Source organism: Streptomyces sp. NPDC051243 (assembly GCF_044455405.1).
GTDB lineage: Bacteria > Actinomycetota > Actinomycetes > Streptomycetales > Streptomycetaceae > Streptomyces.
Genome location: NZ_JBITES010000002.1, coordinates 396,351 through 420,594, shown reverse-complemented (window position 1 = coordinate 420,594; position 24,244 = coordinate 396,351). Strand labels below are relative to the sequence as shown.

Here is a 24,244-nt window from a genome sequence, read left to right as displayed (position 1 = left end):
CCCGTGTGGCACCTGGACCCGGCCCGCCGCAATCGGGCCGGGCCGCCGGCACGGAGTCAGCGGACGGTCACCTCGTAAAGGAAGTACGCCGGGTCGGCACCTGGCCCTGTCGGGCCCGTGGCCGTGGGGATCGGAACGGGCGTGGCCTCGGCCTCGGCGGCACTGCCGCAGCTCCCGAGCGGGCAGTGGAGCAGCTTCACCGTCGCCTTCCCGGAGGCGACCGCCGTGAAGTCGAAGTACTGGGTGCCGTCCCCACCACCGGAGACGCCCTCATCGGTGCCCTCGATCTCCTCCCGCTTGCCCTCGTAGCGGAGCACCTCGGAGTCGGGACGCGGTTCGGCCAGGTACCAGTTCTGGCCCATGTTGGGATTGGCCGGGACGGTGAGGGTGAAGGCCTCGCCCGCCTCGACCGTGATGGTGCGTTCCTTGGTGCCGTACTCGGAAGTCCCGAAGACGCCGCAGGCCGTCAGGGCGAAGAGGAGGGAGAGGAGCGAGGGGACGAGAGCGACAACAGCCGTGCGGCGACGTGCTGTTGCTCTGGGGGAGTAGGTGATCATATCGGCGGGGAACGTAGCACAACGGCGCCGGTGGTCAGGCGGTGGCGTAGTCGGACAGGGCGGGCTCCAGCAGGCTGAAGGCCTGGGCGGCTTCGGCAGCGATGACGCGAGCGATCTCGTCGCCGGGGCGGCCGGCCAGGGTGAGCGTCTGAGTGCGGTGGAAGAGCACGCGCTGAACGGTGCCCAGCAGGCCGGCGGCGGTCTGGACGGTGATGTCGTCGGGTTCGGCGCCGGTGGCCTCGGCGAGCGCCTGAGCGAGGTGGTGTTCGCGCTGCTCGTGCAGGCCCTGCAGGCAGGTGGTCAAGGTGGGGCTGTCAGCGACCATGCGGGCGAACTCCTGCCCGGAGAACCCGGCGACGGGGTCCTGGGCGGCCACCGCGTCGGCGAACGCGCGGCGAAGTGCGGCCAGCGCCGATTCGCCCGGGCGCCGGGCGGCGACGGCGCGGGCCAGGGAGGTGGCGAACTCCTCCTGGTGGTCCAGGGCGAGGTCTTCCTTGCGGGCGAAGTAGTTGGTGACGGTCTTCTTGGCGACGCGGGCGGCGGCGGCGATCTCGGCGATGGTCGTCCGTTCGAAGCCCTGGGCGATGAACAGCCGGGTGGCGTGGTCGGAGATGAGCTGCCGCGTCTCCTGCTTCTTCGCCTCGCGCAGCCCGGCGGCGGGGGCGGGGGCGGGCATCTGACTAGCCATGGCGCAATCTTACCCTCGTAGCATATTTACGTTGACACTCCAAAACTCCTGGCATAAATTTACACCCGACGTAACTTTACGCCGACTGAAACCTTGTCGGCCGCCACACCCACACCACACACCCAGGAGACCCGTGCAGTTCACCGCGTCCACCATCTCGCTGACCGTTGACGACGTCACCGCCTCCCAGGAGTTCCTCACCACCCACGTGGGCTACACCGTCCAGCAGACCGCCGACGGCTTCGCCTCCCTGTCACGGCCCGACGCGGTCGATGTCGTCCTGCTCGCCCGCGGCATCGAGGTGCTGCCGCCCGACCAGCGCGACCGGCATGCCGACGGCCTGATCCTGGCCTTCACTCTCGCCGACGGCCTGGAAGAAGAGGAGAAGCGACTGCGTGACGCCGGAATCGAGATCACCATGCCGCTGCGTCAGGAACCCTGGGGTGAACGGCTGTTCCAGGTCACCGACCCCAACGGCGTGATCATCCAGTTCGTCGAATGGGCCGCGCCTGAACAGGGCTGACCGGCTGAATGCCACCGCACACCACCCGAGTAACACGGCCAAGGGTGTCGGATACGCGTACCCCACGGACGGAGGCCGCAGCCGGGGATCTCGCTGGGGCCGCTGCCGGGGGCGTCGGCGGCGTTCACGAAGCCGATCTTCCTGGGACATGATGCGAAACACGAGTGGGAGAGAAGACGACCGGACAGGCCTGATGTGATGAGGACACGCACCCTGAGGTTCGGCTTGTACGCGGACGAAGAGGGGCTGGACTGGGTGAGGGAACTCGTCGCGGAGGCGGCGGGTTCCCGGAGCGCCCGGATCGTCGGGGAGAGCATCGCGCGGACTCTTCCCGGGAGCGGGATGTCCACCGCCGACATGTATGACTTCCTGGCGGAGCAGTGGGCGTGGGAGCACCCCGGCCAGAGCAGCGGTGCGCGGGAACCGGTCGAGTTGCGCGTCCGCCTGGTGTGTTCCTTGCGCACCTGGCGGGCGATCCGCAAGACACTGATCAGAACGCTGTGCCCGGAGCCCGATGCGCACCACGCCTGCCGCGTTCCGTGGTTCGCCGCCTGAGCAGGTTTCGGCGCGGCCGCGCTCCCCGTCCTCCGGTGCGCTCAGTCCACAACCTGTGGATCACGGAAGTAGTACACGACAGTCACGCCCATGCCCAAGGTGTGCGTGTACACGACCGTGATCGCCTCCGCCGAGTCGCGGGCCATAGGCGTCGTGTACGTGTATTCCACGGAGGGAGGCCGCCACCCGGGGATCTCTCGGCCCACGGCCGGGTCGCGCCCGATGGTCGTGAGCGCTTCCCGTACGACTTCCCGCTCCCCCTCCGTCAGGTCGCCGAACGCCTTCCTAGCGGGCTCGGCCTCCTCCAACGGGACTTCGTTCACGTGCCGCCGCCTCCGGTGCGGGCGTCCTCCAGGGCCGACATGATGTCGGGTGAGTTCCTGATCAGGACCCGGTGCCGGTACGCGCGGACCACCGCCGTGGCGCCCGCGAGGTCGTTGGTCGGGGATGCTCCTATGGCCGCCGCCAGCTCCTCCTCGAATCGCTCCCGGTCGCCCGGGAAGCCGTAGCGGCTGAGCGCACTGCGCAGGTCGTCCACGGTCCGGATCTCCGGGAGGGGCATCGTTCCCCAGCCGCCGTGTTCAGGTTGTGCGCTCATGGTCTGCTCCCGGTGAAAGGGCATCGCTCCGCCTCCCAGTATGGCGCCGCCCGCCAGGGGCGAACATCGCGTTCCCGCGTCCAGGGCTCCGCTCACCACGCCGCCACCCCGCCTCCGCACGCGGCCCACAGCAGCTTGCCGCCCTTCGCCGCGGCCGAGTCGCCGAGCACCGACGCGCCGCATGCGTCCGCGCAGGCCCGTACAAGGCGCAGTCCTCGGCCGTGCTCATGCTCGGCGGGCGGTGGGGGTTGCGGAGCCGGCTGATCCGAAAACCCGAATCCGTACAGCACCGTCATTCACGAAGCAGCCCTGCACATGCGAGTCGGCGGGCGACGGGTGGCCCATGAACAGCTCCGGCATCTGATCGACATGATGGAACGGGAGCACATCACCCTTCGGGTCCTTCCGTTCGATGTTGGTGCGTTCCCGGGATCAGGGCAGTCCATCAACTACCTCTCCGGGGCCGTACCACAGCTCGACACCGTGCAGTTGGATCAGTTCCACGGCCCTGTCCTGCTCGACGCCGAAGCCCACCTGGAGAAGTACCGGCGTCTCCTGGACATCGTCGAATCGACCGCCCTCGGACCCGGGAAGTCCCGGGACCTGATCCATTCCATCGCCCAGAACCTGTAAGGAGCCCAACATGCCCACCAGCACCTGGCACAAGTCGTCCTATTGCCAAGAAGGTGAGGCCTGCGTCCACATATCCGCCACCATCCCGACAGCCATCCACCTGACCGAAAGCGCCGACCCCGCCCAGACCGTCCTCACCACCACCCCCGCCACCTTCAACACCCTCCTCAGCGCCCTCAAGTCCGCCCGCACATGACTCTTCCGCGATCACTGCGCGGCCAGTGGGTGAGCGGGGCGCGCAAGGGTCGGCCCGGCTGGGATAGCGTCCCTCTCGCTTCGGACAAGTGAGGGGGACGTCGTGCAGGTTCAGGTGCGCGGGCGCGGTGCGCGCCGGTGGATCACGTTCGGGGTCATCGCGTTCGGTGGGCTGTTCCTGGTCGTCGGGCTGATCCTCGCGGGAGTGTCGGTCTCGTTCCTGACGGATGCGGAGCGCGCCCGGGGCACGGTGGTGGCCCTGGAGTGGCGGAACGACGGCACCGGCACGGCTCGCAAGAAGCGGGTGAACGACGATCCCGCCGCGTACCCGGTGGTCGAGTTCGCGTCGGCGGACGGCACGCCGAGGAAGTTCCGGGACTCCACGGGTTCCAATCCACCGTCGTACGAGGTGGGCGAGCAGGTGGAGGTGCTCTACCGCGCGGACTCCCCCGAGGACGCGCGGATCAAGGGGTTCGCCTCGCTGTGGCTGCTGCCGTTGATCTTCGGCGGGATCGGGCTGGTGATCGGGGGGATCGGGACAGTCGTCGCGCTGGTGACGCGGAGGCGTCCGTAGCGCCGGGGGGCGCAGAGGCGTCCGTAGCGCCGGGGGGCGCGGAGGCGTCCGTAGCGCTCTGTCGCCCGTCAGGGCGTCGGCCCATCCCCCAGGTCCGCCACCACCGCCGCGTGGTCGGACGGCCAGACGCCGTCGACCGGCCCGTCCCCCGCCCGCCGCACGCCCCGCACATGCCCCAGCCCGCCCGCCCCCGGCGGTCCCACGTGGATGTAGTCGATCCGCACGCTCGGCCCCTGGCCGGCCGCGACGTACGGGTTCTCGCGGTCCCAGGTGGCGCAGGGGGCGTCGGGGTCGGCGTACTGCCAGGCGTCGAAGAAGACCTGCTTGGGCACGACCGGCGCGGTGCGGTAGCCGCCGAAGAGGCGGATCTCGTCGGAGTCCGGCCAGGCGTTGAAGTCGCCGGTGACGACGGTGGGGAAGGGTGTGTCGCCGCGGTTCTCGGCGATGAATTCCGCGAGCGCGGTGACCTGGCGGCAGCGGACGGCCGAGGCGTGCAGGGCGGAGGTGAGGTGGGTCGTGAAGAAGGGGATGTCGTAGGAGGGGGTGGACAGGCGGGTGAAGAGGGCGAGGCGGCCGTCGTCGACCTCCGAGGGGGCGGGGAGGCGCAGCGTGCGCTGTGCCACGACCGGCCATCGGCTCAGTACGGCGTTCCCGATGTCGACCGTGGGGTCGCCGATCCGGCGGCGCCAGCGGTCGGGGGCGGGTGAGGGGGCCCAGGCCCAGTGCATGCCGAGTTCGCCGGCCAGCCACTCCGCCTGGTTCTCGCCGTCGGCGGCCCAGACCTCCTGCAGGCCGACGACGTCGGGGCGCAGGTCGCGGAGCTCGGCGAGGATGGCCTTCTGGCGGGCCTCCCAGGGCCCGAACCGCCACCACAGGTTCCAGGTCACGACCCGCATCGGCAGCCACCCGCTCTCGTCATGCCGCGTCGGGGACCATTGAAGCAACAGTTCGACCGTCGCGCCCATGACAGCCCGCACGAGACAGGAGACTCACCCATCATGTCCCGCCTCGCCGACCTCAGATTCCGTGCTGCCACCACGTTCCAGCGCCGCGTCGGCAACCCGGTGCTGCGCCGCCTCCCGCTCCAGACCGTCCTGGAGACCACAGGCCGGGTCTCCGGCGTGCCCCGGCAGACACCGGTGGGCGGCCGCCGGGTCGGGGATTCCTTCTGGCTGGTCTCCGAGTTCGGTGAGAAGTCCCAGTACGTCCGCAACATCAAGGCCGATCCGCGGGTGCGGGTGCGGATCCGGGGGCGGTGGCACACCGGCACGGCCCAGCTGCTGCCGGACGACGACCCGGTCGCCCGCCTGCGTTCCCTGCCCCGGTTCAACAGCGTCGGGGTCAGGGCGTTCGGGACCAACCTCCTGACGGTGCGCGTGGACCTGGCGGACTGACGGTCGGACGTGCCTGATCAGGGCGCACGTCGGGACCCGTCCCACGGCCTGCCCGGTAGAACCGCCGCATGGGACACACCACGAAGCTGAAGCTGGGAGCGACCAGGCGCGCAGCCGCTCGCTCCCGCAAAGTCGCTATGGGCGCGGCCGCTCTCGCTCTGGCTGTGACGGGTGTCATGGCCGGCACGGCGGGTGCAGCGCAAACGCGCGCCGTCTCCTATCCCCCGCGCCTGAAGAAATGCGCCGACCTCGACTGCAAGGTCCAGGTCAAGAAGGGTGAAGGGTTCAAGGCTCACCGCTTCTGGATCGAACGCGTCACCTTCCCGCAGATCAGCAGGAACAACGTCCAGATCAAGGCCTATGGCGACGGCACCGAGATGGGCTGCGGAGGCACCCCGCCGCTGCACTGCACCATCAACGGCGTCGACTTCACGGTCAAGGACGTCCACGGCAGCACGGCCCGGACAGTCCGAATCCACCCGTAGACGCCCCCCAGCGCAGGGTGCCGACGAGCCCTACCGCGCGAGCCGGCACCCTGCCCGTGTGCGGGCGCAAACGAGCGCCATCCTGACCACCGTCACCCCTGCCACCGTCACCCCTGCCACCGTCACCCCTGCCACCGTCACCCCGGCCACACGATCGCCTGCACCTCGCTGTACGCGTGCAGCGCGTACGACCCCACGTCCCGCCCGACCCCGCTCTTCTTGAACCCCCCGAACGGCGCCTCCATGTTGCGCCCGACGGTGTTCACGCCCACCCCGCCGGCCCGCAGCCGCCGCGCGACCCGGAAGGCGCGGGCGACGTCGCCGGACCAGACGTAGTCGATCAGGCCGTAGTCGGTGTCGTTGGCGAGGGCGATGCCCTCTTCCTCCTCGTCGAAGGGGACGACGCAGACGACGGGTCCGAAGATCTCCTCCCTCGCGACCCGCATGTCGTTGGTGCAGTCCGCGAGGAGGGTCGGCGCGACGTAGAAGCCGCGCTCGTGCGGGGGCCGTTCGCCGCCGGCCACCACCACCGCGCCTTCCTTGCGGCCGAGTTCGACGTAGGACTCCACCCGGTCCCGGTGCGCCGCCGAGATCACCGGCCCGACCACCGTGTCCCGCTCCCTCGGGTCACCCACCCTCAACCGGCCCGCGTATGCCGCGAGTTGCTCCACCAGCCGGTCGTACACACCCCGCTGGGCCAGCACCCGCGTCGGCGCCGTACAGATCTGTCCGCTGTAGAAGGAGAACGTCGTCCCGATCCCGGCCACCGCCGAACCGATGTCCGCGTCGTCGAAGACGACCGCCGCACCCTTCCCGCCGAGCTCCATCAACTGGCGTTTCATGTCCCGCCCGCACGCCTCGGCGATGCGCTGCCCGACGGCCGTGGACCCGGTGAAGCTCACCATGTCGACGTCCGGGGACGACACGGCCGCCTCGCCGACCTCCACCGACCTGCCCGATACGACGTTCACCACCCCGCGCGGCACCCCCGCCGCCTCCAGCGCCTCCGCCATCCGGTAGACGGACAGCGGATCCTGCGGGGCCGGCTTCACGACCACCGTGTTGCCCATGGCCAGCGCGGGGGCGATCTTGCCCGCCGGGTTGGCCCACGGGTTGTTGTACGAGGTGATGCAGGTGACGACCCCGACGGGCTGGCGGACGGCCAGCGCGCCCATCACGCCCGCCCTCCCCATCGGTCCGGCCTCGTTGATCTGCGGCGGGATCGCCCACTCGGCGGGCTCCACGCGCGCGTACCGCCGGAACCGGGCCGCCCCGACGCCCACCTGCATGCCCCGGGCCGTCCCCGTGGTCGCGCCGGTCTCGGCCTGGGCCAGTCCGGCGTACGGCACGAGGTGGCCCTGGATGATGTCCGCCGCCCGGGCCAGCACGGCCGCCCGCTCCTCGGGCGCCGTACGCGACCACGGCCCGAAGGCCTCGCGGGCCGCGGCGCAGGCCGCGTGCACCTGATCCCGCGAGGCCTGCGGAGCCCACCCGACGGTCTCCTCGGTGGCCGGGTCGATGACGGCGTAATGGCCGCCGTCCGGTTCCGCCCACGAGCCCCCGAGGAACAACCGCTGCCCGTCGACGGCTGCCTTGGCACTCACCGCGTGGCCACCGTCCTGGTGTCCCGCCCCGACCGCAGCACACGCCCCGGCACGGCCCCGGTCACCACGTCGTCGCGGATCGCCTCGACCCCGTTGACCCACACGGCCCGCACCCCGATCGCCTTGGAGTCCAGCCGCGGGCTGTCACCCGGCAGGTCGTGCACCAGGGTGGCCGTACCGGCGTCGATCCGCTCCGGGTCGAAGAGCACCAGATCCGCATGGAAGCCCTCCGCCACCCGCCCCCGCTCACGCAGCCCGAAGAGCCGTGCGGGATCGTCCGTCAGCATCTTCACCGCCTGCTCCAGGCTCGCCAGCTTCCGCCCGCGCAGACAGTCCCCGATGAACCGGGTGGTGTACGGCGCCCCGCACATCCGGTCCAGATGCGCCCCGGCGTCCGAGCCGCCCAGCATGACGTCCTCGTGCTGCCAGGCCTCGGCGCGCATGGCCCAGGAGGCCGGGTCGTTGTCGGTCGGCATCGGCCACAGCACCGTGCGCAGTTCGTCGGCCGCGCAGATCTCGACCAGCGTGGCGAACGGCTCCTGCCCGCGCTCGGCGGCGATGTCCGCCACGATCCGCCCGCTCAGACCCCGGTTCGCCGCGCTGTAGGTGTCCCCGATGACGTACCGCCCGAAATTGGTCAGCCGCCGGAAGACACCGGCCTCCTTGGCCTGGGAGTGCCGCAGCAACTCCGCCTGTACGCCCGGGTCGCGCAGCTTCTCGATCCGCTCGGGGACGGGGAGGCCGAGGACCGGACCCCAGCCCGGTATCAGGTTCAGGGCACAGAAGGTGCCCAGGGACATGTTCATCGGCGTGAGGATCGGCATGGTGAGCGCGACGACCCGCCCGCCCGCCTTCCGGGCCCGCTCACTGGCGAGCAGCTGCCGGGGCACCCGTTCGGGCACGGCCGAGTCGATGGTCAGCACGTTCCAGTTGAGCGGCCGCCCGGCCGCCGCGCTCATCTCCGCGAACAGCTCGATCTCCGCGTCGCTGAACTGATCGAGACACCCGGCGACGATCGCCTCGATCTGCGTCCCCTCGTGCTCACCGACGGCCCGCGAGAGGGCCAGCAGCTCGGCGGGCAGCGCATGCCGCGAGGCCACCGGCTTGCCGTCCCCGTCGGAGTGCGTGGACGACTGGGTCGTGGAGAACCCCCAGGCACCGGCGTCCATGGCCTCATGGAGGAGACGGAGCATGGCGGAGAGCTGCTCGTCGGTGGGCTGTCCGCCGATCGCGTCGGGGCCCATGACGTATCGCCGGAGCGCGCAATGCCCCACCATGAAGCCGGCGTTGACCGCGATGCGCCCGTCGAGGGCATCCAGATACTCCCCGAACGAGTTCCAGCTCCAGGGCGCCCCTTCTTCGAGCGCGACCAGCGACATGCCCTCGACCTTGGACATCATCCGGCGGGTGTAGTCGGCGTCCTCGGGACGGTCCGGGCTCAGCGGCGCGAGCGTGAACCCGCAGTTGCCGGCCGCGACGGTGGTGACACCGTGATTGAGGGACGGGGTCGCGTACGGGTCCCAGAAAAGCTGGGCGTCGTAGTGGGTGTGGGGGTCGACGAAGCCGGGGGCGAGGACGAGTCCGGAGGCGTCCTCACTGGTGTGGGCTTCCCCGGTGACGGTACCGATGACGGCGATTCGACCGTCGCGTATTCCGACGTCGGCGGTGTAGCCGGGCGCGCCCGTACCGTCGACGACGGTCGCGCCTTTGATGAGGTGATCGAGCATGACGTCAACTCCTCGACTCACGTGTGGGAGACGCCGTTGAGGGGCGCGGGCTGTATCGATTTGCGGCTCCGCCGCGCGGGCGCGACCAGCCCTCACGCAACCCGCACCCCGCACCCCGCACCCCGCACCCCGCAACGGCGATTACGCGGCAGCCCGGAACCGGGACGTCCGATGAACCGGATCCGTGTCGATCTTCGGAATCACGTGCTCCCCGATCAACCGAATCGTCTGCAACGTCTCCTCCTTCGGCACCCCCACCGGCAACCCGAACGACAACTGATCCGCCCCGGCCTGCTCCCACCGCTTGCACTGCGTGAGCACCTCGTCCGGATCCCCGCAGATCAGCAGCTCCTCCTCGATCAACAGCTCGACGAACTCCGGCGTGTACTCGGGCAACGTCTCCGGCCACACCGGAAACCCCTCGGGGCGAGGGAACGTGTCGTGGTACCGGAACACCAGCGAGGGCAGATAGTGCAGCCCCCCGTTCACCGCGATCTCGATCGCCTCGTCATGCGTCGGCGCACAGATCGCCGTGGTCGTCACCATCACGTTGTCGTTGACGAAGTCCCCCACCGGCTCCGCGTCCACGATCGCCGTCTTGTACTGCTCCAGCACCCACTCCATGTCGGCGACCTTCTGCACACTGAAGCCCAGCACCCCGAGCCCCTTCTTCGCCGCCATGGCGTACGACGGCGGCGACCCGGCCGCGTACCACATCGCCGGGTGCGACTTCCCGTACGGCTTCGGCAGAACCTTCCGCGGCGGCAGCGACCAGTGCTTGCCCTGGAAGCCCACGTACTCGTCCTGCAGCCACATCTTCGGGAACTCGGCGATGGTCTCTTCCCAGATCTCCTTGGTGTAGTTCATGTCGGTGATCCCGGGCAGGAACCCGAGGATCTCGTGCGACCCGGCCCCCCGCCCGCTGCCGAACTCGAACCGGTTGCCGGTGAGATGGTCGAGCATGGCCACCTTCTCGGCGACCTTGACCGGGTGGTTGACCTGGGCGAGCGGGTTGAAGATCCCGGACCCGAGGTGGATGCGCTCGGTCGCGTGCGCCAGGTACCCCAGGTACACGTCGTTGGCCGACAGGTGCGAGTACTCCTCCAGGAAGTGGTGCTCGGAGGCCCACGCGTACTTGAAGCCGGACTTGTCCGCCTGGATGACGTACTCGGTCTCCTCCATCAGCGCCTTGTGCTCGGCGAGCGGGTCGGTCTCGGCGCGCTTGCCCACGTATCCCTGTACAAAGAGCCCGAATTCCAAGGAGGTTCACCGTCCCCGGTCGCGAAGATTTCCGAGACGCCAAGGTTCCTGACGCCATTTCTGACGCTCCGTCAGTTTCGACAGACTGTCGCACCACCGGCATGGCGGGTCAATAGCTGATGGGCAGTCAGATGACACTCACGCCCGCCAGCCACCCACCGTCGATCACGAACGGCTGCCCGGTGATGTACGACGAGTCGTCGCACGTCAGGAACAGCGCCAGCCGCGCCACCTCCTGCGGCCTGCCGATCCGCCCGAGCGGCACGAGCTTGCGGTACAGCTCGTCCAGCGCCCGGCTCGTCTCCGCCGCGTCCGCCGCCGGGTCCAGCTGGGCCGGGTTGGACATCGCGGTGTCGATGGCGCCGGGGCACATCGCGTTGACGCGGATGCGCCGGTCCGCGAGTTCGAGGGCGGCGACCCGGGTGAGGCCGAGGATGGCGTGCTTGGTGGCGGCGTACGTGCCCACGGCCGCCATACCGGTCACGGCCGTGTAGGAGGCGGTGTTGACGATGGTGCCGCCGTCCTCCATCACCGGCGCCACGGTCTTCACGCCGAGGAAGCAGCCGACCTGATTGACCCGTACGACCTGCATGAACTCGTCGAGGGGCGTGTCGACCAGGGAGTTGAAGCGCAGGATGCCGGCGTTGTTGACGAGGCCGTCGATGCGGCCGTACGTCTCCTTCGCCGCGGTCACCGCGGCCCGCCAGGCCTCCTCCTCGCCCACGTCGAGATGGACGTACCGCCCACCGATCTCCCGTGCCAGGGCCTCGCCCTGCTCGTCGAGGACGTCGGCGAGCACGACCTCGGCCCCTTCCGCTCTGAACAGGCGGGCCTCCTGCTCACCCTGTCCACGTGCCGCGCCCGTGACGATGACGACACGTCCGTCCAGCTTGCCCATGCCGTTCTCCCTAGAGGTCGGGCGCCACCTCGGCGCCGAACGCGGCTATCTGGTCGGTGAGTTCGGTGCGGCTGCGGCTGCGGAACCGCACCTGGATCTGGTCCACGCCCATCGCCCGGTACGCCCGCAGGGACTCGGCCAGCACCTCCGGCCGGCCGGTGAGCGTGCGGCGCCCCACGTCCCAGCGCGGCTCGCCGACGTACAGGGGCTCGGCGATGGCGCCGACGGAGAACGGCCCCTCGATGCCCGCTTCCCCCCTCAGCCGCCGTATCCGCGCGATCTGCGCGGGCAGCCGGTCCCGCGGGTCCCCCTGCGGCAGCCAGCCGTCCGCCTTGAGGGCGGCCCTGCGCACGGCGGCCGGGGACGATCCGCCGACCCAGAGCGGAACGTGCTCCTGAGCGGGGCGCGGGAGCTGGCCCAGGTCCGCGAAGTCGTAGAGCTTGCCGTGGTGCTCGGGGAACTCGTCGGGCCCGAGGGCGGCACGCAGGGCGTCGATCGACTCGTCCAGCACGGCCCCGCGCCGCTCGAAGTCGACCCCCAGCGCCTCGAACTCCTCCCGCACGTGCCCGGCCCCGACCCCGAGGATCAGACGACCGCCGCCGAGGTGGTCGAGGGTGGCGTACTGCTTGGCGATGAGGAGCGGATGCCGTAGGCCCACCACGGCCACGTGGCTGAGCAGCCGGATGCGCCCGGTGGCCGCCGCGAGGAAGGCGAGGGTGGCCACGGGGTCGTACCAGACCGTGCTCATCGCGGACGCCAGGCGGCGTGGGATGGCGACGTGGTCGCAGCTCGCGAGGTAGGCGAAACCGGCGCGGTCGGCGGCGCGGGCGACGGCGACGAGGTCGTCGGGGCCGGCGGTGGCCTCCCAGGGTTCGGCGTAGATCGTGCTCTGGGACTGGACGGGCAGCTGGATGCCGTAGGCGAGTCGTCGCCCTTCCGGCGGCAGGGCGGGCATGGCGCCCCCTTCACTGGCGGTCCGGCGGGTGGAGTGACGCGGACTACATGCTCGTAGCTGACGGACCGTCAGACAAGACCCGGGGCGATGGCGGATGCCTACGCCATCCGTGCACGCTCCGTGCATACTCTGTGCACGCTCGGTGCTCGAACCGCGCGTCCGGGGCCGCCGAGGCAACCCGCCCGGCACCCTGGACATCTACCCAAGTGACCCTCTGGCGCATGATCGCCTCCAGAGGGTGGAAGAAGTGATGAATGGGGTGAAGGTGGACGGGGATCAGCGACCCGCCATGTCCGTCGTCGTGATCGTCTACAACGACGAGGCCAGACTGCCCACGGCCGTGCGCTCGGTGCTGGAGCAGACACTGCGCAGCGTCGAGGTCGTGATCGTCGACGACCACAGCAAGGACGGCTCGTACGAGGTGGCCCGCCGGCTCGCCGCCGAGCACCCCGGCCGCGTGCGCGCGCACCGGCTGCCCGAGAACAGCGGCGGCTGCGGCGCGCCCCGCAACCGCGGCATCCAGGAGGCACGTGGCGCGTACGTCGTCTTCCTCGACAGCGACGACGTCCTGGAGCGCGACGCCTGCCGCAACTTCCTGGACGCGGCCGAGACCACCGGCGCCGACCTCGTCTCCGGCATGTGCGTGCGCGTCCACGTGGACTCGCGGCACCGCAAGGAGGTCAAGTGGTACCCGTGGCTGTACGCCCGCACCCGCACCCTCGACTCGATCGCCGAGCTGCCTGACCTGCTGGTCTTCGACACCCTGTCGACCAACAAGTGCTACCGCCGCCAGTTCCTGCTCGACGCCGGCCTGGAGTTCCCGGTCGGCATCCACTACGAGGACCTGCTCTTCTCCGCCCAGGCCTACGTGGCGGCCCGCCGCATCACGCTGATACCGAACCGGGTCTACGACTGGAACGTGGTCGAGAAGGCGAACGCCAAGTCGATCAGCAACCGTCGCGCCGAGATCGCCAACTTCGCCCATCGCATGGAGATGCACCGCCGGGTCGACCGGTTGCTCGCCGACCAGGGCATGACGGAGCTGAGGTTCCGCAAGGACGTCAAGTTCCTCAAGCACGACCTGGTGCTGCACCTGCGCGACCTGCCCTTCCGGGACGCCGCCTACCGTCAGGAGTTCGCCGCCCTCGCCCGCGCGTATCTCACGTCGATCGACCCGGCCGCCTACGACGAGGTCGAGCCGATCCACGCGGTCTGCGCGTATCTGCTGCGGATGAGCGACTGGGACAACCTGCTTCCGGCCGTGGACACGCTCACCAACCGCGACAAGGTCTCCGCCCCGCTCACCGAGCGCGACGGGCGGGTCTACTGGTGCGCCGAGCACATCGACGACGATCCCTTCGCGCGCAGGATCCTGGACGTCACCGAGCTCGGCTACCACACCCGGCCGGTCGCCAAGCTGTTCCCGCGCAACGAGCTCACCGAGTACCGGCAGGACGAGCAGCGGGGCAAGGGCGGCGTCGTCCGGCTCGCGGGGCGCGTCACCAACCCCCTCGGGATCATCCCGGCCGGCGCCCGGCTCACCGCCGAGCTGGAGTTCTACGCCCGCCGCCAGGGGCTGCGCTTCCAGACCTTCCGTTTCCCGGTGGCGACGGTCCGGCACGAGGGCCCGTACGTCTCCTGGGAGGCCTCTGCGGACCTGGCGAAGGGCCTGCGCCCGCTCGGCATCGTGGACGCCGTGTGGGACGTACGGCTCCACCTGGACGTCGACGGCGAGCGCACGTCGACGCGCCTGACCGCCACCCGGCCCGGTCTGGTGACCGGCGAGGTGCCGGTGCGCCCCCGCCTGACCCGGCTGGTCGCGGACCGGATCGAGCCGGAGGTCTCCAGCCGCGGCCACCTCGCCTTCCGTCTCGTCCCCGGCAAGAAGGCCAACGACCTCGTCGTCCGCGGTCTGCGGGGCACCCCGGGCCGACTCGCCAAGACCGGCTACCGCAAGGCGAAGGCGCTGCGCGCGAAGGTCACCAGCGGGGAGACCAAGCTCCGCCTCTACCACGACGTCTTCCTGCGGATGCCGGTGCAGAAGCGGCTGGTGGTCTTCGAGAGCCACCTCGGCCGGCAGTACAGCGACAGCCCCCGGGCGATCTACGAGGAGATGCGCCGCCAGGGGCTCGACTTCGAGGCGGTGTGGTCGTACACGGGCAGCCCGAAGGGCTTCCCTGCCGACGCCACGCTGGTGCGCCGCTGGTCACTGCCTTACCTCAAGGCGCTGGCCCGCGCCGAGTTCTGGATCGACAACCAGAGCTACCCGCTGAAGCTGACCAAGCGCCCCGGGACGACCTACATCCAGACCTGGCACGGCTCCGCGCTCAAGCGGATGGGCTTCGACGAGGCCGGCTGGAAGCTCAAGTCCCGCCCCGAACAGGCGGAACAGCAGCGCTCCCTCGACCGTTTCGACCACTTCCTGATCCGCTCGGAGCACGACGTCCGCACCCTCGCCAAGGCCTTCCGGCTGCGGGAGAAGACGCTGCTGCGCGTGGGCTACCCGCGCAACGACGCGCTCGCGGCGGCGCGGGGTGCGACCGAACGGCCGCCTCTGGCCGATGAGTTGGGCATCCCGGCCGGGAAGAAGGTGCTGCTGTACGCGCCCACCTTCCGCCACCACGGACAGCGCCGTTTCGCGCTGCCCTTCGACGTGGACCGCTTCGCGGACGAATTCGGCGACCAGTACGTCCTCCTCGTCCGCGCGCACTACCTCAACCACGTCGTGCTCCCGCCGTCCGTGCGGGGCCGGGTCATCGACGTCTCGGACCACCACGACGTGACGCCCCTCCTCGCGCTCGCCGACGCCCTGATCACGGACTACTCGTCGGTGATGTTCGACTACGCCCTGCTGGACCGCCCGATGCTGTTCTTCCCGCACGACTACGAGGAGTACGTGCACGAGGGCCGCGGCACCTACTTCGACCTGCTGGAACGGGCACCGGGCCCGGTCGTGCGCACCGAGGAGGAGCTGCACTCCGTGCTGGCGACGTCGTCGCTGGAGGAGCAGTCGGTCAAGTACGCGGCGGCGCGCGAGCGGTTCGTGGCCGACTTCGGCGAGTACGACGAGGGCACGGCCGCGCAGCGCATCGTCGAGGAGTTCTTCAGCCAGTGGAGGAAGGCATGACGGGGCGGGACATCTTCCTGGTCTCCAACAGCGTGGACGAGCTGGGCGGGGTGACCAGCTGGTCCCACCAGATGGCCCGCCTGTTCACCGAGCGCGGCCACCGCGTCCACGTCATCGGGATCACGACCCCCGAGGACCCGCACGACCTCGGCGAGCTCCCGTACCCCACCACCCGGTTGTACGCCGGTCAGCCGCCGGCCCCCGGCCGGGCGCGGGACGCGAGCATGCGGGACAAGGCCGGCGTGCTGACGAACCTCTTTCGCGCCGCGCGCCCCGGAGCGGTCGTCATCGTGACCCAGGTGTGGGCGATGGAGTGGGTGAAGCTCGCCGACACCAGCGGTCTGACCGTCATCGGGATGAGCCACGAGTCCTTCGAGACCTCGAAACGGTCCTCGCGCTTCCGCCGGGTCCTCAAGCACTACGCGGACGTCGACCGCATGCTCGTCCTCACCCGCGAGGACGCCGACCTGTGGATCGGCGCGGGCCTCAACAACGCCTCGTACCTGCCGAACGCCGTGCCCTGGCTGCCGGACGTGCCCTCGCCGCGCACCGAGAAGGCCGTCATCAGCATCGGCCGGCTCAGCGACGAGAAGGGCGTCGACATGCTCCTCGACACCTGGTCCGAGGTGGCGTCCCGGCACCCCGGCTGGGTGCTGAAGATCTACGGCTCCGGGGAGGACGAGGAGATCCTCAGGAAGCAGTGCACCGCCCTGGGGCTCGACGACTCGGTGGCGTGGATGGGGCGTACGGGCGATGTGCCGGGCGCGTTGCGGGGCGGCTCGGTGTTCGCGCTGTCGTCCAGGGGCGAGGGCTTCCCCCTCGCTCTGATGGAGGCCATGGCCATGGGCGTGCCCTGCGCCGCCTTCGACTGCGCCCCCGGCGTTCACGAGATCATCCGCGACGGCGAGGACGGCCTCCTGGCCAGGCCCGGCAACACCGGTGAACTCGCCCGCAAGCTGGACCTGTTGATGTCGGACGCGGGGCTGCGGGACCGGATGGGGGACGCTGCGCGTGAGAACATCCGCAGGTACGGGGCGGAGGAGATCGCGGGGCGGTGGGAAGCGCTGTTCGGCTTCTTGGAGAGGTAGCGCGCTTGCTGGAGAGGCAGCGCGGAAAGGCAGCGCGGAGAGTGGAGCTTGGGGGGTGGGGCCGGGGGCCTCACCCCCCAAGGGGTTTCAGGCGGGGTGGTTCCGGGTCCAGCCCGCCCACGCCGACGCGATCATCTCGTCCACCCCGTACCGCGCCTTCCAGCCCAGCTCCGCCGCGACGCGGTCCGCCGAGGCGACGACCCTTGCGGGGTCTCCCGGCCGCCGGTCCACGACCTCGGGGGGCAGCGCGTGGCCGGTGAGCGCGTTGATCCGGTCGATCATCTCGCGCACCGAGACGCCCTCCCCGCGCCCGACGTTGAGGGTGAGGTCCGTACCCGGTGCCTCGCGCAGCCGCCGCGCGGTCGCCACATGGGCCTCCGCCAGGTCGACGACATGGATGTAGTCGCGGACGCAGGTCCCGTCGGGGGTCGGGTAGTCGGCGCCGAAGATCCTCGGCGGGGCGCCCTCGCTCAGCTTCTCGAACACCATCGGGACGAGATTGAAGACGCCGGTGTCGGCCAGTTCGGGGGTGGCCGCGCCGGCCACGTTGAAGTAGCGGAGCGAGGCCGTGGCCAGGCCGGTGGCCCGGCCCGTGGCCCGTACCAGCCACTCGCCGGCCAGCTTCGTCTCGCCGTACGGGCTCATCGGCGCGCACGGCGTGTCCTCGGTGACGAGATCGACGTCGGGCATGCCGTAGACGGCGGCCGAGGAGGAGAAGACGAACGACGCGACCCCGGCCTCGGTGACGGCGGACAGCAGGGTGCGCAGGCCCTCGACGTTCTCCCGGTAGTAGTGCAGCGGCCGCTCGACGGACTCGCCGACCTGCTTCTTCGCCGCGAGGTGGACGACACCCGTGACGCCGTGGTCCCGCAGGACGCGCCCGAGCCGCTCACCGTCCAGCGTGGAGCCGACGACCAGCGGTACGCCGTCGGGCACCCGCTCGGCGATCCCCGTGGACAAGTCGTCGTAGACGACGGCTCGTTCGCCCGCGTCGAGCATCGCACGCACGACGTGCGCCCCGATGTAGCCGGCGCCACCGGTGATCAGCCAGGTCATGTACAGCGGGTCCCTTCCAAGGAATGTGTCAGGTCGACGGGATGTGTCACGCCGACGGAATGTGGTCACGTTCAGCGAAACAGGCGCTTGAGGCGACGGCGCACGACGTCCGTCACCCCGCTCAGGCCGGGCGCGAGCCGCACCGCCAGCGCCCCCGAGTGGGTCGCGTACGGCTGCACCAGCAGCACGGCGTGCCGCAGGCTCGGCAGTGCGTGTCGGCGCAGCAGCCCGGCGCCCGCGACGGCGTGGGCGGTGATGACCCGGTGAGAGCCGTCCCTGAAGCACAGCCGCAGGCTGAGGTCCCAGGTGCCGCTGCCCAGCGCCGCCAGGTCCAGCGGGAACTCGGCCGCCCAGGTGCCGGAGCCCGGGTGGGCCGCGAGGGGCGCCGTAGCGGCGAATCCCACCCGCCCGCTGTCCCGCTCCACGAATTCCGCCTCGACGGTTTGCGGTCCCGCATCCGCCAGCCGCCCGTACATCTCGTGCAGGCGCAGCCGGAGCACCGTCCCGCGCACGCGTGGCCGCAGTTCGGCGTCGACGGCGGCGGGCAGCAGGTGCACCGGGTCGACCAGGAGGTGGTCCAGCTCCACCTGGGGCAGCTCCGCCGACCAGATCGGGGAGCCGTCCTCCGCGCGCGCGTACGGCGGGTTCAGCCGTGCCGGGCGGGCCGCGAACTCCTTGAGCCGGCCCAGGTCGCACGGCTCCTCGGAGGCGAGGACCACCCGGGCGACGACCCGGCCGGGCGCGGGCGCCGCCGCGAAGTCGCCCTCGTCGAAGGTGGCCAGGTACGCGCGCGTGAGGTGCCACCACTCGCGCCGGTACTCGGCGCCCCGCAGGTCCAGCTCACGCGCGTACATCCGCAGCGAGTGGTCGAGGAAGCGCCCCCGCGTGGCCCGCGCCAGCAGCTTCTCCCCGGCGCCCAGCAGGATGTCGTACGACAGCTGGTCGGCGTCGAGACGGGCCCGCCAGTTGTTGATGTTCGAGCGGTCGAGGGAGATGGACAGCCGGGCCGCCGACCGGCGCACGTGCCAGATGTAGACCGGCTCCGGGACGAGCGCGACGCTCGGCCCGGCGGCCCACACGCGCGCGGTGAAGACGAAGTCCTCGTAGGGGAAGCGGCCCTCGGGGAAGCGGATGCCGTGGTCACGCAGGAAGTCGGTGCGGTAGAGCTTGTTGACGCAGAGCGTGTCGTGCACCAGCCGCTCCCGCCGGGCGGGGTGGGCGACCAGCGTGCGCCGGGTGTAGAGCTCGTGCCGCCAGGGGGTCTCGCGCCCGGACGGCAGCTCCTTGCGCAGGCACAGCCCGGCGGCGACCGGCGCGTCATGCCCTACGGCCGCCTCCAGCAGCGCGTCGACGGCACCCGGCGGCAGCACGTCGTCACTGTCCAGGAACATCACAAAGGGCGACGTCGCGGCGTTCAGCCCGTCGTTGCGCGGGGTGCCGCAGCCGCCGCTGTTGGTCGGGCGGCGGATCACCTTCAGGCGCGGTTCGTCGGCGGCCAGGCGTTCCAGCAGCTCGAGGCTGCCGTCCGTGGAGCAGTCGTCGACGGCGATCACCTCGCCGACGGCAGGCCCCTGCGCGAGCGCCGAACGCACCGCGTCCGCCACATGGGCGGCGTCGTCGTACCCGATGACGACGACGGTGACCTGCGCCTGCTGGAGAGCCATGCTTGCCCCGACCGTAGAGAGATATATACCGCAATATTCAGGTACGAGACGCTTCGCACCTCGGTGGGGAAGATGGTGTGTACGGGTTCGGGGTTCCGTTCAGAAGGACTTCATTGCACTTTCGAGAAGCCGTCTTGCCGGGCAGCCGTGCCGCCCCCTGCGGCTGGTCCGAGGGGGCCGCGGCTCTCTCATGCGCTCCCGGGCCACAGCCCGTCGTCCGTCAGTTCCAGCAGCTCGATCGCGTTGCGCCGGACGATCCGCTCGACCACGTCGGGGTCCAGGTGCCCCATCTGCGCCTCGCCGACCTCGCGGGACTTCGGCCAGGTCGAGTCGGAGTGCGGGTAGTCGGTCTCGTAGAGCACGTTGCCGACGCCGATGGAGTCGAGGTTCCTGAGTCCGAACGCGTCGTCGAAGAAGCAGCCGTAGACGTGCTCGGCGAACAGCTCGGACGGCGGCCGGTGCACCTTGTCGGCGACCCCGCCCCAGCCGCGGTTCTCCTCCCAGACGACGTCGGCGCGCTCCAGGATGTACGGGATCCAGCCGATCTGACCCTCGGCGTACATGACCTTCAGGTTCGGGAAGCGCTCGAACTTGCCGCTCATCAGCCAGTCGACCATCGAGAAGCAGCAGTTGGCGAAGGTGATGGTGGAGCCGACGGCGGGCGGCGCGTCGGCGGAGGTGGAGGGCATACGGCTGGAGGAGCCGATGTGCATGGCGACCACCGTGCCGGTCTCGTCGCAGGCGGCGAGGAAGGGGTCCCAGTCGTCGGTGTGGACGGAGGGCAGCCCGAGGTGCGGGGGTATCTCGGAGAAGGCGACGGCGCGGACGCCGCGCGCGGCGTTGCGGCGGACCTCCCGCGCGGCCAGCTCGGCGTCCCAGAGGGGGATGAGGGTGAGCGGTATCAGCCGGCCCCGGGCCTGTGGCCCGCACCACTCCTCCACCATCCAGTCGTTGTAGGCCTGGACGCACAGCAGGCCCAGCTCGTGGTCCTCGGCCTCGGTGAAGGTCTGGCCGCAGAAGCGGGGGAAGGTCGGGAAGCAGAGGGCGGACTGGACGTGGTTGACGTCCATGTCGGCGAGGCGGGCCGGGACGTCGTGGGAACCCGGGCGCATCTGCTCGTAGGTGATGACCTCGAGCTTGATCTCGTCCCTGCTGTAGCCGACGGCGGTGTCGAGGCGGGTGAGGGGCCGGTGCAGGTCCTCGTACACCCACCAGTCGCCGATCGGGCCGTCGTCGCCCGGCCGGCCCATGACGGGCTTGAACCGCCCGCCCAGGAAGGTCATCTCCTTCAGGGGCGCGCGGACTATGCGCGGACCGACGTCCAGGTACTTCTTCGGCAGCCGGTCCTGCCAGACGGTCGGCGGCTCCACCGTGTGGTCGTCGACGGAGATGATCAGCGGAAACGTCGTCTCGGTGTCCATGTCGGCCACGGTAGCGCCGATCTGACGGTCCGTCAGCTATGCGGACGTACGCCTCCCGGCTGCGAGAGCGGCCACCTCCTTGCGAAGAGCGCGTGAGGGCCTTGTGATATCCCGCGCGCCCGGCTGTGATCGCCCTCTCCACAGCTGACGCATCTGCCATGAACAAGGCAAACTGGCGGGGATGTAAACGGGTCCTAGGGGGACTGCGATGAGCGGGGTACCGCGAGTGCCGGAGCAGAGGCGTGTCGGCTCCTCGGCGGAGGCGACGGAGCCTGCGGCGGCGCTGCGCTTCAGCGTGCTCGGTCCGGTACGCGCCTGGCTCGGCGAGGAACAGCTCCCCACCGGCTCCCCCCAGCAACGCGCCCTGCTCGCGGCCCTGCTGCTGCGCGAGGGCCGTACGGCGACCGCGGCGGAGCTGATCGACGCCCTGTGGGGCGAGGAGCCGCCGTCGCAGGCGCTGGCCGCGCTGCGGACGTACGCCTCCCGGCTGCGGAAGGTGCTGGACCCCGGGGTTCTGGTGAGCGAGTCGGGCGGCTACGCGGTGCGCGGCCTCGCCGAGGGCGCGCTGGACCTGGCGGTGGCGCAGGAGCTGGCGGCGGAGGCGGAGAAGGCGCGGGGCGCCGGGGACCTGTGCCACGCGCGGAAGGTGCTGGGGCGGGCGCTGGCGCTGTGGGACGGCGAGGTGCTGGCGGGCGTCCCGGGGCCGTACGCGGAGGCGCAGCGGGTCCGCCTGGAGGAGTGGCGGCTGCAACTCCTCGAGTCCCGCCTGGACATGGACCTGGAGCAGGGCTGCCACGCGGAGGCGGTCTCGGAGCTGACGGCGCTGACGGCGGAGCACCCGCTGCGGGAGCGGCTGCGCGAGCTGCTGATGCTGGCGCTGTACCGCAGCGGCCGGCAGGCGGAGGCGCTCGCGGTGTACGCGGACACGCGGCGCCTGCTCGCCGACGAGCTGGGCGTGGACCCGCGTCCGGGCCTGAAGGAGCTCCAGCAGCGGATCCTGCGCGCGGACCCCGGCCTCGCGGAGCCGTCGGCGCCGGTCGCGGAGCCCGCGGTGGTCCCGGTGCGCCCGGCGCAGCTCCCGGCGTCCGTCCCGGACTTCACGGGCCGGTCGGCCTTCGTGCGGGAGCTGAGCGAGGTGCTGGCGTCGGCCTCGGGGACCGACGGCCGGGTGATGGCGGTGTCGGCGCTGGCCGGCATCGGCGGCGTGGGCAAGACGACGCTGGCGGTGCACGTGGCGCACCAGGCGCGGGCGGCCTTCCCCGACGGGCAGCTCTACGTCGACCTGCAGGGCGCCGGCCCGCGCGCGGCGGAGCCGGAGACGGTGCTGGGGTCGTTCCTGCGGGCGCTCGGCACGCCCGAGTCGGCGATCCCGGACTCCCTGGAGGAGCGTTCGGCCCTGTACCGCTCGGTCCTGGACGGCCGGCGGGTGCTGGTGCTGCTGGACAACGCCAAGGACGCCGCCCAGGTGCGTCCGCTGCTGCCGGGCACCGAGGGCTGCGCGGCGCTGGTGACCTCCCGGGTGCGGATGGTGGACCTCGCCGGGGCGCATCTGGTGGACCTGGACGTGATGTCCCCGGACGAGGCGTTGCAGCTGTTCACGAAGATCGTGGGCGAGGAGCGGGTCGCCTCCGAGCGGGAGGCCGCGCTGGACGTCGTCGCGGCGTGCGGTTTCCTGCCGCTGGCCATCCGCATCGCCGCGTCCCGGCTGGCGGCCCGCCGCACCTGGACGGTGTCCGTGCTCGCCGCCAAGCTCGCGGACGAGCGGCGCCGGCTCGACGAGCTGCAGGCCGGCGACCTCGCGGTGAAGGCGACCTTCGAGCTGGGCTACGGCGCCCTGGAGCCCGCCCAGGCGCGCGCGTTCCGGCTGCTGGGGCTTGCCGACGGTCCGGACATCTCGCTCGCGGCCGCCGCGGCCGTACTCGATCTGCCGGTGGAGGACACGGAGGACCTGCTGGAGTCCCTCGTCGACACGTCCCTGCTGGAGTCGGCGGCGCCCGGCCGGTACCGGTACCACGATCTGGTGCGGCTCTACGCGCGTGCGTGCGCGGAGCGCGACGAGCAGCCGCCGAGTGAACGGGACGCGGCGCTGTCGCGGCTGCTGGACTTCTATCTGGCCACGGCGGCGGGGGTCTACGCGATCGAGCGGCCCGGGGACCGGCTGGTGGACCACCTGGAGGCCACCGAATACCCCGGCCTGAGCTTCGCGGACCGGCACGAGGCGCAGGACTGGCTGTACGCGGAGGCGGTGTCGCTGCTCGCGTGCGTGCGCCAGTCCACCCGGCCGGAATTCCTGCGGCGCGCCGTCGACGCGCTCTGGGCGTCGGTGGATCTCGCCGAGTCCGGCTCCAACTCCAAGGCGTACGAGGACGTCGCCTCGGTGCTCCGGGACGCCGCGAAGGAGGCGGCCGACCCGCACGCGGAGGCGCGGGCCCTGATCATGGTGGCGTACGTCCACTACTACACAGGGCGCTTCGACATCGCCAACCAGGCCACCGAGGAGGCAGCGGCACTCAGCGCCGGCAACGACCCGCTGACCAGCTGCTGGGCCTCCAACACGAGGGGCGTGATCGCGCTCTTCCAGAACCGGTACGAGGACGGCGAGGCCCACCTCACCAGCGCCATCGAAAGCTTCCGCGCCTGCCAGGACCGGCCGGGAGAGGCCAGCGCGCTGTGCAACCTCTCCCGTATCCACCTGGCCACCGGGCGCACCGGCAGTGCGGTGTCCCTGGCCCAGGAGGGCACCGACATGTACGACGCCATGGGGCACGCGCTGAAGGGGGCCAACGGCCGTTACGCACTGGGCCTCGCGCTCACCCAGAGCGGTCGGCTGTCGGAGGCCACGGCACGGCTGCAGGAGGCCCTGGCCGTCTTCCGGGACAGCCGTCAGCGCCTGTGGGAGGGCATGTCCCTGTTCCGGCTCGCCGAGGCCGACCTCGCCGGCCGGCGTCCCGCTCAGGCGGCCGCGAGCGCCGAGATGGCCCTCACGGTCCTGCGGGGCATCGGCGGCGAGTGGCGCCGGGGCAATGTGCTCGTCGTCCTCGGCCACGCCCTGAACGGCATCGGCCAGGCCGGCCGCGCCCAGGTCTGCTGGCGCGAATCCCTGGAGATCTACGAGGCGTTGGGCGCCGCGGAGGCGGAGGCGGTCCGTGCTCTGCTCACGCCGGCCGCCGTGGCCTGACGCCTCAATGCCGGTGTCATGATCGGGCGTTCATCGTTCGTTTATCGCTGCCCGGCACTCTCGT

At 71.0% G+C, this 24,244-nt stretch carries 22 protein-coding genes and 1 pseudogene; 10 read left to right on the top strand and 13 right to left on the bottom strand.

Annotated features, from left to right (window positions below; all coding sequences use genetic code 11):
- Window positions 1-56: 56 nt before the first annotated feature.
- Both ACIBAG_RS05790 and ACIBAG_RS05785 read right to left on the bottom strand, forming a co-directional pair.
- Complete coding sequence (locus tag ACIBAG_RS05790; RefSeq protein ID WP_399101350.1) at window positions 57-557, bottom strand: protease inhibitor I42 family protein; 501 nt, start codon at window positions 555-557, stop codon at window positions 57-59.
- A gap of 34 nt (window positions 558-591) precedes the next feature.
- The gene (locus ACIBAG_RS05785; protein ID WP_399101348.1) at window positions 592-1,245 is read right to left on the bottom strand and encodes a TetR/AcrR family transcriptional regulator; all 654 of its coding nucleotides are present in this window, start codon (window positions 1,243-1,245) and stop codon (window positions 592-594) included.
- A 133-nt stretch (window positions 1,246-1,378) separates the two neighbouring features.
- Here ACIBAG_RS05785 and ACIBAG_RS05780 point away from each other — a divergent pair, with 133 nt between their 5' ends.
- Window positions 1,379-1,768, top strand: a complete 390-nt coding sequence (locus ACIBAG_RS05780) for a VOC family protein (protein ID WP_399101346.1) — start codon at window positions 1,379-1,381, stop codon at window positions 1,766-1,768.
- 198 nt (window positions 1,769-1,966) lie between these two features.
- Entirely contained in the window at window positions 1,967-2,323 is a 357-nt protein-coding gene (locus ACIBAG_RS05775; protein WP_399101344.1) for a hypothetical protein, read from the top strand.
- Between the two features lie 41 nt (window positions 2,324-2,364).
- Here ACIBAG_RS05775 and ACIBAG_RS05770 read toward each other — a convergent pair whose 3' ends face one another.
- Window positions 2,365-2,646, bottom strand: a complete 282-nt coding sequence (locus ACIBAG_RS05770) for a hypothetical protein (protein WP_399101342.1) — start codon at window positions 2,644-2,646, stop codon at window positions 2,365-2,367.
- Window positions 2,643-2,921, bottom strand: coding sequence for a hypothetical protein (locus ACIBAG_RS05765; protein ID WP_399101340.1), 279 nt, complete (start codon window positions 2,919-2,921; stop codon window positions 2,643-2,645). Before ACIBAG_RS05765 ends, ACIBAG_RS05770 begins: the two co-directional genes overlap by 4 nt.
- A gap of 270 nt (window positions 2,922-3,191) precedes the next feature.
- Here ACIBAG_RS05765 and ACIBAG_RS05760 point away from each other — a divergent pair.
- From ACIBAG_RS05760 to ACIBAG_RS05750, 3 genes and pseudogenes are all read left to right on the top strand, one after another.
- A pseudogene (locus ACIBAG_RS05760) lies at window positions 3,192-3,554 on the top strand (DUF5753 domain-containing protein); the annotation flags it as partial.
- A 10-nt stretch (window positions 3,555-3,564) separates the two neighbouring features.
- Window positions 3,565-3,750, top strand: coding sequence for a DUF397 domain-containing protein (locus tag ACIBAG_RS05755; RefSeq protein ID WP_399101338.1), 186 nt, complete (start codon window positions 3,565-3,567; stop codon window positions 3,748-3,750).
- A gap of 102 nt (window positions 3,751-3,852) precedes the next feature.
- Complete coding sequence (locus ACIBAG_RS05750) at window positions 3,853-4,323, top strand: DUF3592 domain-containing protein (protein WP_399101336.1); 471 nt, start codon at window positions 3,853-3,855, stop codon at window positions 4,321-4,323.
- A 68-nt stretch (window positions 4,324-4,391) separates the two neighbouring features.
- Here ACIBAG_RS05750 and ACIBAG_RS05745 read toward each other — a convergent pair whose 3' ends face one another.
- Entirely contained in the window at window positions 4,392-5,219 is an 828-nt protein-coding gene (locus tag ACIBAG_RS05745; RefSeq protein ID WP_399101334.1) for an endonuclease/exonuclease/phosphatase family protein, read from the bottom strand.
- A gap of 102 nt (window positions 5,220-5,321) precedes the next feature.
- On the opposite strand from ACIBAG_RS05745, the gene ACIBAG_RS05740 reads away from it, so the two are divergent.
- Both ACIBAG_RS05740 and ACIBAG_RS05735 read left to right on the top strand, forming a co-directional pair.
- On the top strand, window positions 5,322-5,717 hold the full coding sequence (locus tag ACIBAG_RS05740; protein WP_399101332.1) for a nitroreductase/quinone reductase family protein: 396 nt from the start codon (window positions 5,322-5,324) through the stop codon (window positions 5,715-5,717).
- A gap of 68 nt (window positions 5,718-5,785) precedes the next feature.
- Entirely contained in the window at window positions 5,786-6,202 is a 417-nt protein-coding gene (locus tag ACIBAG_RS05735) for a hypothetical protein (protein ID WP_399101330.1), read from the top strand.
- A 137-nt stretch (window positions 6,203-6,339) separates the two neighbouring features.
- Here the strand turns inward: ACIBAG_RS05735 and ACIBAG_RS05730 are convergent, their stop codons facing one another.
- The 5 genes from ACIBAG_RS05730 to ACIBAG_RS05710 all read right to left on the bottom strand — a co-directional run bounded on the left by ACIBAG_RS05730 (window position 6,340) and on the right by ACIBAG_RS05710 (window position 12,646).
- Entirely contained in the window at window positions 6,340-7,806 is a 1,467-nt protein-coding gene (locus ACIBAG_RS05730; RefSeq protein WP_399101328.1) for an aldehyde dehydrogenase family protein, read from the bottom strand.
- Window positions 7,803-9,533: an amidohydrolase family protein gene (locus ACIBAG_RS05725; RefSeq protein ID WP_399101326.1), complete on the bottom strand. Its 1,731-nt coding sequence runs from the start codon at window positions 9,531-9,533 to the stop codon at window positions 7,803-7,805. Before ACIBAG_RS05725 ends, ACIBAG_RS05730 begins: the two co-directional genes overlap by 4 nt.
- Window positions 9,534-9,674: 141 nt before the next feature.
- Window positions 9,675-10,793: an LLM class flavin-dependent oxidoreductase gene (locus ACIBAG_RS05720; protein ID WP_399101324.1), complete on the bottom strand. Its 1,119-nt coding sequence runs from the start codon at window positions 10,791-10,793 to the stop codon at window positions 9,675-9,677.
- A gap of 127 nt (window positions 10,794-10,920) precedes the next feature.
- Complete coding sequence (locus ACIBAG_RS05715) at window positions 10,921-11,691, bottom strand: SDR family NAD(P)-dependent oxidoreductase (RefSeq protein ID WP_399101322.1); 771 nt, start codon at window positions 11,689-11,691, stop codon at window positions 10,921-10,923.
- Between the two features lie 10 nt (window positions 11,692-11,701).
- The gene (locus tag ACIBAG_RS05710) at window positions 11,702-12,646 is read right to left on the bottom strand and encodes a TIGR03619 family F420-dependent LLM class oxidoreductase (protein WP_399101320.1); all 945 of its coding nucleotides are present in this window, start codon (window positions 12,644-12,646) and stop codon (window positions 11,702-11,704) included.
- Window positions 12,647-12,935: 289 nt separating this feature from the next.
- Between ACIBAG_RS05710 and ACIBAG_RS05705 the strand changes: the two genes are divergently transcribed.
- Together ACIBAG_RS05705 and ACIBAG_RS05700 are read left to right on the top strand one after the other, a co-directional pair.
- On the top strand, window positions 12,936-15,773 hold the full coding sequence (locus tag ACIBAG_RS05705; RefSeq protein ID WP_399101318.1) for a CDP-glycerol glycerophosphotransferase family protein: 2,838 nt from the start codon (window positions 12,936-12,938) through the stop codon (window positions 15,771-15,773).
- Window positions 15,770-16,861: a glycosyltransferase gene (locus ACIBAG_RS05700; protein ID WP_399101316.1), complete on the top strand. Its 1,092-nt coding sequence runs from the start codon at window positions 15,770-15,772 to the stop codon at window positions 16,859-16,861. Before ACIBAG_RS05705 ends, ACIBAG_RS05700 begins: the two co-directional genes overlap by 4 nt.
- 87 nt (window positions 16,862-16,948) lie before the next feature.
- On the opposite strand, the gene galE is transcribed toward ACIBAG_RS05700, so the two are convergent.
- The 3 genes from galE to ACIBAG_RS05685 form a co-directional block, all read right to left on the bottom strand.
- Window positions 16,949-17,917: a UDP-glucose 4-epimerase GalE gene (gene galE, locus ACIBAG_RS05695; RefSeq protein WP_399101314.1), complete on the bottom strand. Its 969-nt coding sequence runs from the start codon at window positions 17,915-17,917 to the stop codon at window positions 16,949-16,951.
- A gap of 71 nt (window positions 17,918-17,988) precedes the next feature.
- Window positions 17,989-19,581 (bottom strand): glycosyltransferase family 2 protein, encoded by a 1,593-nt coding sequence (locus ACIBAG_RS05690; RefSeq protein ID WP_399101312.1) that lies wholly within the window; start codon window positions 19,579-19,581, stop codon window positions 17,989-17,991.
- A 188-nt stretch (window positions 19,582-19,769) separates the two neighbouring features.
- Window positions 19,770-21,002: an amidohydrolase family protein gene (locus tag ACIBAG_RS05685; protein ID WP_399101310.1), complete on the bottom strand. Its 1,233-nt coding sequence runs from the start codon at window positions 21,000-21,002 to the stop codon at window positions 19,770-19,772.
- Between the two features lie 208 nt (window positions 21,003-21,210).
- Between ACIBAG_RS05685 and ACIBAG_RS05680 the strand changes: the two genes are divergently transcribed.
- The gene (locus ACIBAG_RS05680; protein ID WP_399101308.1) at window positions 21,211-24,180 is read left to right on the top strand and encodes an AfsR/SARP family transcriptional regulator; all 2,970 of its coding nucleotides are present in this window, start codon (window positions 21,211-21,213) and stop codon (window positions 24,178-24,180) included.
- The last annotated feature ends 64 nt before the right edge of the window (window positions 24,181-24,244 follow it).

Excerpts from the sequence above, each read along its gene's own strand:
- ACIBAG_RS05680 (WP_399101308.1), top strand. The coding sequence starts at position 21,211 with ATGAGCGGGGTACCGCGAGTGCCGGAGCAGAGGCGTGTCGGCTCCTCG.
- ACIBAG_RS05700 (WP_399101316.1), top strand. The coding sequence starts at position 15,770 with ATGACGGGGCGGGACATCTTCCTGGTCTCCAACAGCGTGGACGAGCTG.
- galE (WP_399101314.1), bottom strand. The coding sequence starts at position 17,917 with ATGACCTGGCTGATCACCGGTGGCGCCGGCTACATCGGGGCGCACGTC.
- ACIBAG_RS05755 (WP_399101338.1), top strand. The coding sequence starts at position 3,565 with ATGCCCACCAGCACCTGGCACAAGTCGTCCTATTGCCAAGAAGGTGAG.
- ACIBAG_RS05775 (WP_399101344.1), top strand. The coding sequence starts at position 1,967 with ATGAGGACACGCACCCTGAGGTTCGGCTTGTACGCGGACGAAGAGGGG.
- ACIBAG_RS05715 (WP_399101322.1), bottom strand. The coding sequence starts at position 11,691 with ATGGGCAAGCTGGACGGACGTGTCGTCATCGTCACGGGCGCGGCACGT.
- ACIBAG_RS05740 (WP_399101332.1), top strand. The coding sequence starts at position 5,322 with ATGTCCCGCCTCGCCGACCTCAGATTCCGTGCTGCCACCACGTTCCAG.
- ACIBAG_RS05745 (WP_399101334.1), bottom strand. The coding sequence starts at position 5,219 with ATGCGGGTCGTGACCTGGAACCTGTGGTGGCGGTTCGGGCCCTGGGAG.
- ACIBAG_RS05705 (WP_399101318.1), top strand. The coding sequence starts at position 12,936 with ATGTCCGTCGTCGTGATCGTCTACAACGACGAGGCCAGACTGCCCACG.
- ACIBAG_RS05765 (WP_399101340.1), bottom strand. The coding sequence starts at position 2,921 with ATGAGCGCACAACCTGAACACGGCGGCTGGGGAACGATGCCCCTCCCG.
- ACIBAG_RS05685 (WP_399101310.1), bottom strand. The coding sequence starts at position 21,002 with ATGGACACCGAGACGACGTTTCCGCTGATCATCTCCGTCGACGACCAC.
- ACIBAG_RS05710 (WP_399101320.1), bottom strand. The coding sequence starts at position 12,646 with ATGCCCGCCCTGCCGCCGGAAGGGCGACGACTCGCCTACGGCATCCAG.
- ACIBAG_RS05690 (WP_399101312.1), bottom strand. The coding sequence starts at position 19,581 with ATGGCTCTCCAGCAGGCGCAGGTCACCGTCGTCGTCATCGGGTACGAC.
- ACIBAG_RS05785 (WP_399101348.1), bottom strand. The coding sequence starts at position 1,245 with ATGGCTAGTCAGATGCCCGCCCCCGCCCCCGCCGCCGGGCTGCGCGAG.
- ACIBAG_RS05790 (WP_399101350.1), bottom strand. The coding sequence starts at position 557 with ATGATCACCTACTCCCCCAGAGCAACAGCACGTCGCCGCACGGCTGTT.
- ACIBAG_RS05725 (WP_399101326.1), bottom strand. The coding sequence starts at position 9,533 with ATGCTCGATCACCTCATCAAAGGCGCGACCGTCGTCGACGGTACGGGC.
- ACIBAG_RS05735 (WP_399101330.1), top strand. The coding sequence starts at position 5,786 with ATGGGACACACCACGAAGCTGAAGCTGGGAGCGACCAGGCGCGCAGCC.